Source organism: Rhodococcus baikonurensis, assembly GCF_040489275.1.
GTDB classification, from domain to species: domain Bacteria; phylum Actinomycetota; class Actinomycetes; order Mycobacteriales; family Mycobacteriaceae; genus Rhodococcus_F; species Rhodococcus_F baikonurensis.
Map to the genome: position 1 here is coordinate 1 of NZ_JBEUOQ010000053.1, position 5,496 is coordinate 5,496.

Consider the following 5,496-nt stretch of genomic DNA (forward strand, 5'->3'; position numbering starts at 1 on the left):
TTGGTCGAGAACGGTTGTGTCGCAACTCCCATTCTTACGCCGAGGACCAGCCCGTCTACTTCAATCCCTCGTCAGCAACGTCCATACCCACAACAACTAGGCCCCTCTGAGGGAAGGGCGACCATCAAGTCATGGAGCGGACCTGCAATAACATCGACCACCTCTGGAGGAATCTTTTTCCCCAGAATTGCGATCCTCGCTAGCACTCCCTGGCGGTCAGAGACGAAAGGCAGTTCCGTCGTCAATAGGTCGGAGATCGAATCCCACGAAGCGAGCTGGGGATACCAGACATTCAGTGTGACCAGATCGGATGCAAAGTCCTTCACTCCCATGGCGAACGAGCCGCTTTTGAGGTCGGAGATCCGCTGGGTGGTCGCGGAGGACAGCTTCTCAATAACGCCCTTCGCTATGTCGTCATCTAGGTCTCGTACATCTCCAAAAGCACTGAGAGCGGACAAGTTCCCTTCTTCAATTCGCTTCTGAATCGTTTCCCGATGGGCGGAATCGTGCTTGGCGAGGATTCGATCGAACGCTTCTTTGAGTGCCGGGCCGTCCTTGCTGCGCACGGCAACCGCCGTTCTGTCGTCGCTGGTCCATTCACTTATTGGCACGTTCTCCACGACGCGTGCCCAATCGTACGAGGAGCCGATATCCCCTTGCTGTGGAGATTCTTTGATGTGTTCGATCACCTCACGCAGGACCGGCGCTGAAATCACGGAAACAAGATTCGACAAAACCTTCAGCAGTGCATGCTCCAGTGAGAAGGTCGGCTGCAGCCGAGTTGCCAAGTCGCCAGTATCATTCAACCTCGCCAGTATCCAGCGTGCATGCGTGTCTGCCCAGTCTGTTTCAAGGACATCGGAGGCAGACGAAATCGTTTGCAGGTCAGCGTGTAGCGAAGTTCGAGTCCCGAGTTCAAGTCGCACTACGCCCGCTGCAGCGCGGACCGCGGTTGCGGGCCCCACCCTTAGTAAATGCCGCACAGTGTCCTCGATCAGCTTGTGTTCACCTGCGTGCCTCAGCGCAGCCAGCGATTTAGCGATCTCCTCAGCTGAGCTGTCGTTCATGAGCGTGTACTGGGCCAAGAGTGTGTGCGATCTTCGCCAGGATGAATGATCCGCAGCGATCCCGGCAAGCAGCGTCGCCGACCGGAGCCTCAAGCTGGTCGGATCCAGTTCTGGGCCCTCGGAATTACCCACCCATACTTGGAACTGGTCGGTGAACTGAATCTCCAGGCCGTCCGCTACCTCCTGCCGACTCCACCACGACGCGAGGGTGTCACGGCCCTTGATCACTTCCTCAACACCGATAACTTCCTTGCTGTCCGTCGACCATGGGTTGAGTCTGAAGATGAGATCAGTGCCCGATCCTGTGATTGCCATAGCGGTTGGGTCATCTACCGCTACATTTCGAATTTTTTGGACGTCGACGGCACAGAGACGTGCATTTGCGAGATCGCCGAGCTCGGCTAGACAACGGCCTCTGTGCAGGAGGAGCCACGCCCGATCGACGTCGCTGTAATCGCTATGGGTCAGAGCGCCGTCTACGACGTCCAATCCGCCTTGTGGGTTTCCGTCTTCGACGGAAAGAGCACAGGCGAACACTGCGGCTGCAGCCCGTTCCGATGGCGCCTTGGCGTCCTTGACCAGTTTTTCGAGCGCGTCAATGTTGGCGTCACCGCCCAGAATGTCGTGCGCTGCAGCATAAAATCGCCACCCCCACGTGGTCGAGCTTCGGCATTCCGCGAGGTCCGGTGCCGGATCCTTAGTACTTTTGGCCAGCGCGTCAACCGCCGTGCGCGGTGTCAGGTGCCTCAGCCGCATTTTGATCAACAATGCGATGGCTTCGTGGGGTTCCAGTTTCGTCACTGGCGAGTTCGGGTGGGGGGCCACCAGGCGCGGCGTCAACATCGCATAGCGGTAACGATCAGTCGACAACACATCTGCACTACCCCACGCAGTCCCTTCCCATTGTGAGTGGATTCGGCCTTTGGTCGCGATTTCCAGGAGGTCTCCTATGTGGTGTTTGTCGACAGTTGAATCAACGCGGACCAGAATCTTGGCACCTTTGCCGGTACTTTTAACTGAATCCTGTGTCACATGAACCCAATACGATTTTTCGGTGGACTCCTCATGCAGGAACAGGATGAACGGCACAGAGTATTCGAGCCAATACTTCAAATGCTCACTGTTGGTATCACGGAACCACCATCCAACAAGTTTTCCGTCCGCATCGAATTCCGGATAATCGAACCACGTGTCCCCGTTCTTCACCTGACCAGCGATGAGTGCACCAGAATCAATGCCTGTTGCCGTCCGCGGCTGCAGAAAGACATCTGTACCGACTTCGCCGGCAGGGTTGGGGGCTACGTGCCAATTCAATTTCGTGAACTGGTAGCCGATGGCTAATTCCCCAATGTTTCCGGTTTGGACGGTACTACTGGCTTTTATCATTGTTTCGCCTCATCTGCCGCGTTCCCTGATGGTTCCTGTCTATAGACAATCACAACCTGCGTGTATGTCCCCGGCACCGGGTGCGGCGGGGACATACACGCAGGTGAATGCATGTTTTTGTCGGATATCGAGGGTAGGTTTGGAGGTGTCCAATTGCTGACGGGCGGACTGACTACCTGCCCCACTGTTAGGTCGGAGATTCGAAGTGACGTTGACGATTTCGCACACTGCCGCGGATGGAACGCTAATTGACGGGACCTCTCGCGGTGATGGTTCCGGAGATGTATTGGCGGCGCACGGGTGGAGGTGGTTTCGCAGTATCGGTTTCTGGGGGATCCGGAGCAGTAGGGATCGGGCTCCGAAGGTTCGCCTGATTGAGTTGACTGCAGAGGCGTTGCGCGCGAGTGGTTTCGATGTCGAGATTGATATCGACTCGACAGCGCGGCCGACGGCCGAGGTCGAGGCCGATCGCATTGATCGTCAAACTGCTCGGGTGGAAGCGCTCGCGCTGAAGGCGGGGCGCCGGTCAGAACAGGCGGAGTCGGCTTGGGAGGCAGAGCAGCGCGCGGCTGCCCAGCTTCCTCCTGGGGGTGAGCCGATCAAGGTCGGGCACCATTCGGAGGGGCGGCATCGGCGAGCGCTCAAGAAAGTCCATCAGCGCCTGGGACAGGCTGTGGCAGCCGAGGGGAATGCGGAGGAAGCACGTAGGCGCGCGGAGGCGACAGCGGTGACCACAGCGGCTCGCTACAGCCCGGTGACCGTGAAGAATCGGATCGACAAAATGCACGCAGAGCAGCGCGCGGACCAACGCGAGCTCGACGGTCACGAGCGGACGCTCTTCGTGGTGCGTGGCGTGAAGCTGATCGAGAAATTTCCTCCGGCCGAGGGCACCTACCGTCAGGCGTTGATTACCCGTATCGCCGAGCGGGCCGACCAGATCACCTATTGGGAAGGAATCCGCGCCCAGCAGATCGCGTCAGGTCAGGCCAACAATTTCGGGCCGGACACGATCGCGAAAGGAGATCTGGTCAGGTGCTCGGGTGTCTGGTATTCGGTGGTTCGGGTCAATAAGAAATCTGTCACTGTTCCGGCGAGGATTGGCGGCGATTGGACGGACACTATTCCGTATCACAAACTTGCTGGACACAGGCAGGCGAAGGAAGCCGAAACAGCTTCGGCCAGTTCATCTTCCATCAAGGAGGTTCGGTCGTGAACAGTCTCCGGGACGAGATTCACAGCGGAGAGTTTCGGCAGTCGCGCCACTATCCGGTTGCACGTTCCGTGGAACGTGTTGCTGCCCAAACATTTATGCGACTCCACCCCGAGACCGAGTGGCCACCGGTTAACGGCCACTTCGCGGACGTGTACCGCCTCGCCAGCTGGCGTCTGCTCACACCGCTCGAGACTGTCGCCGCTCTCGATTACGAAACTCTGACGGCGAGCTCGTGGGACGCTCTGCCGGACGATCAGCGCGAAGCCTGGTTCGAGCATGTGCGCGGCACCAATTCTCGTCTGTCACGCACCCGGATCGGCAGATTCACAGCCGAGGTGATCACTGCCCCTTAGCAGCTAAGACTACGGGAGGCCGGCGCTTTGCGTCGCCTCCTGTGTCTATGTCCCCGGCACCGGGTGTGCCGGGGACATAGACACAGGTCAAAGTGCCTTTTTGTCGTAGGCGTGGGGTAGCTTTCAAGTGTTCGTCAGTCCAATCCATCGGGTGAATCTGACCAGTTCGCCCACCGACCCAAAGGGGTTCCGTAATGCCAGCTTTCCGAATGACCAGCCCGTCCGATGTTGTCGCCGGTGCCGTGGCTATGGGTGGCCATCTTCCCGAGGACGAGTTGGTCATCATCACCCTCGATGTGCACCCGTGCAGGGTCGCCATGCTCCCCCTCCTCAATCTGCTCCCTGGCGTGTCGGAGGGAATTCTGAGTTCCTTGCGTGTGACACCAGCTCTGGAAGAGTGCCAATCGATGCTTGTGGTTGTCTTTGGCACGCTCGAACGGGGCAATGACGTAGCCGAAGCGCTCGAAACATTTCGGCCCGATTCAGTTCCGCCTGTGTTCGTTTTCACCGATGGTCTGGTACGTCAATGGACGGGCGCGGGATCACTTGCCGCACAGTCGGGTACACCTGTCGATCTTGCAGCACACCCACTGATCACCGAAGCGTTGTTCGAGGGCACAACGATTCTCAAGACCCGCAGCGAGATCCGAGCAGGGTTTACCGCCGCGCAGCACGGCCCGGAACGCGCTGCCGCGGCCTCACGGGCCTTCGGCGCCAAGCGCATCGTTCTACGCGCCATGGAGCCACAGCGAGCGGCCGATCGGGTATTCGATCTGGCACTTTCGCACTACCTGGACGGCACGTCACAGCACGGCATTACCGTTACCGATGAGCACGCAGCCGTTATTGCTGCTGCCATGCATGACGTGACGGTGCGCGATCTGTTGTTCGCACACATCGACGAAAACAATGCCGATGCAGCCGCCGAGGTAATGCGGCAGGTCGGCGCACTTTTACCCGAGGATTTGGCCGGTCCGCTCATGGTGTTCGCCGGAGTCTTCAACTGGGTCAATCGCCGCTCTGCGCTGGCACGTGAAGCACTGACGAGTGGCCGCCGACTCGACCCGTCCCACAGCTTCGGGAAAATGTTCGAGCAGGTTCTCGACAACGGTCTGCACCCCGCGATCTGGGAACAATTGCGGACTGCGGCAGTTCTGGCACATCAAACCCAGGCGCAGTAGATAACGAATCGGTGGCGCAATGCATTTCGTGACTGCGCCACCGATTTTCTTGCCCTGCGCCAATGGAGCCGAGCGACGATTCTCGTTTCGCCGCGATTTTCTAAATTGCGTTTTAGCGCAACGAAATACCCGCAACCCCGGCCGCGCAGCGGCGGGAATTTCCGTTACAGGGCGGCTTGCCGCCCGTGCGTCCGGGACCCGGGCGTAGCCCGGGTTACCCCTCCCGACGGTCCCTGCAGGTCGGGGATGATTGCGCGCTCCGTTGACACCTTGGTTGGTAGTTTCAAGCCTCGTTT

General features: G+C 58.8%; 4 protein-coding genes. 3 read left to right on the plus strand and 1 reads right to left on the minus strand.

Annotated features, from left to right (window positions below; translation table 11 throughout):
• Positions 1–71: 71 nt before the first annotated feature.
• A complete protein-coding gene (locus ABWI03_RS33935) occupies positions 72–2,453 on the minus strand; it encodes a DUF4365 domain-containing protein (RefSeq protein WP_245220045.1) in 2,382 nt (793 codons plus the stop codon).
• A gap of 205 nt (positions 2,454–2,658) precedes the next feature.
• Here ABWI03_RS33935 and ABWI03_RS33940 point away from each other — a divergent pair, with 205 nt between their 5' ends.
• From ABWI03_RS33940 to ABWI03_RS33950, 3 genes are all read left to right on the plus strand, one after another.
• The gene (locus tag ABWI03_RS33940; RefSeq protein WP_003942432.1) at positions 2,659–3,666 is read left to right on the plus strand and encodes a DUF3560 domain-containing protein; all 1,008 of its coding nucleotides are present in this window, start codon (positions 2,659–2,661) and stop codon (positions 3,664–3,666) included.
• Entirely contained in the window at positions 3,663–4,019 is a 357-nt protein-coding gene (locus tag ABWI03_RS33945; RefSeq protein ID WP_003942448.1) for a hypothetical protein, read from the plus strand. Before ABWI03_RS33940 ends, ABWI03_RS33945 begins: the two co-directional genes overlap by 4 nt.
• A gap of 209 nt (positions 4,020–4,228) precedes the next feature.
• Positions 4,229–5,200, plus strand: coding sequence for a DUF4192 domain-containing protein (locus ABWI03_RS33950; protein ID WP_003942433.1), 972 nt, complete (start codon positions 4,229–4,231; stop codon positions 5,198–5,200).
• Positions 5,201–5,496 lie beyond the last annotated feature (296 nt).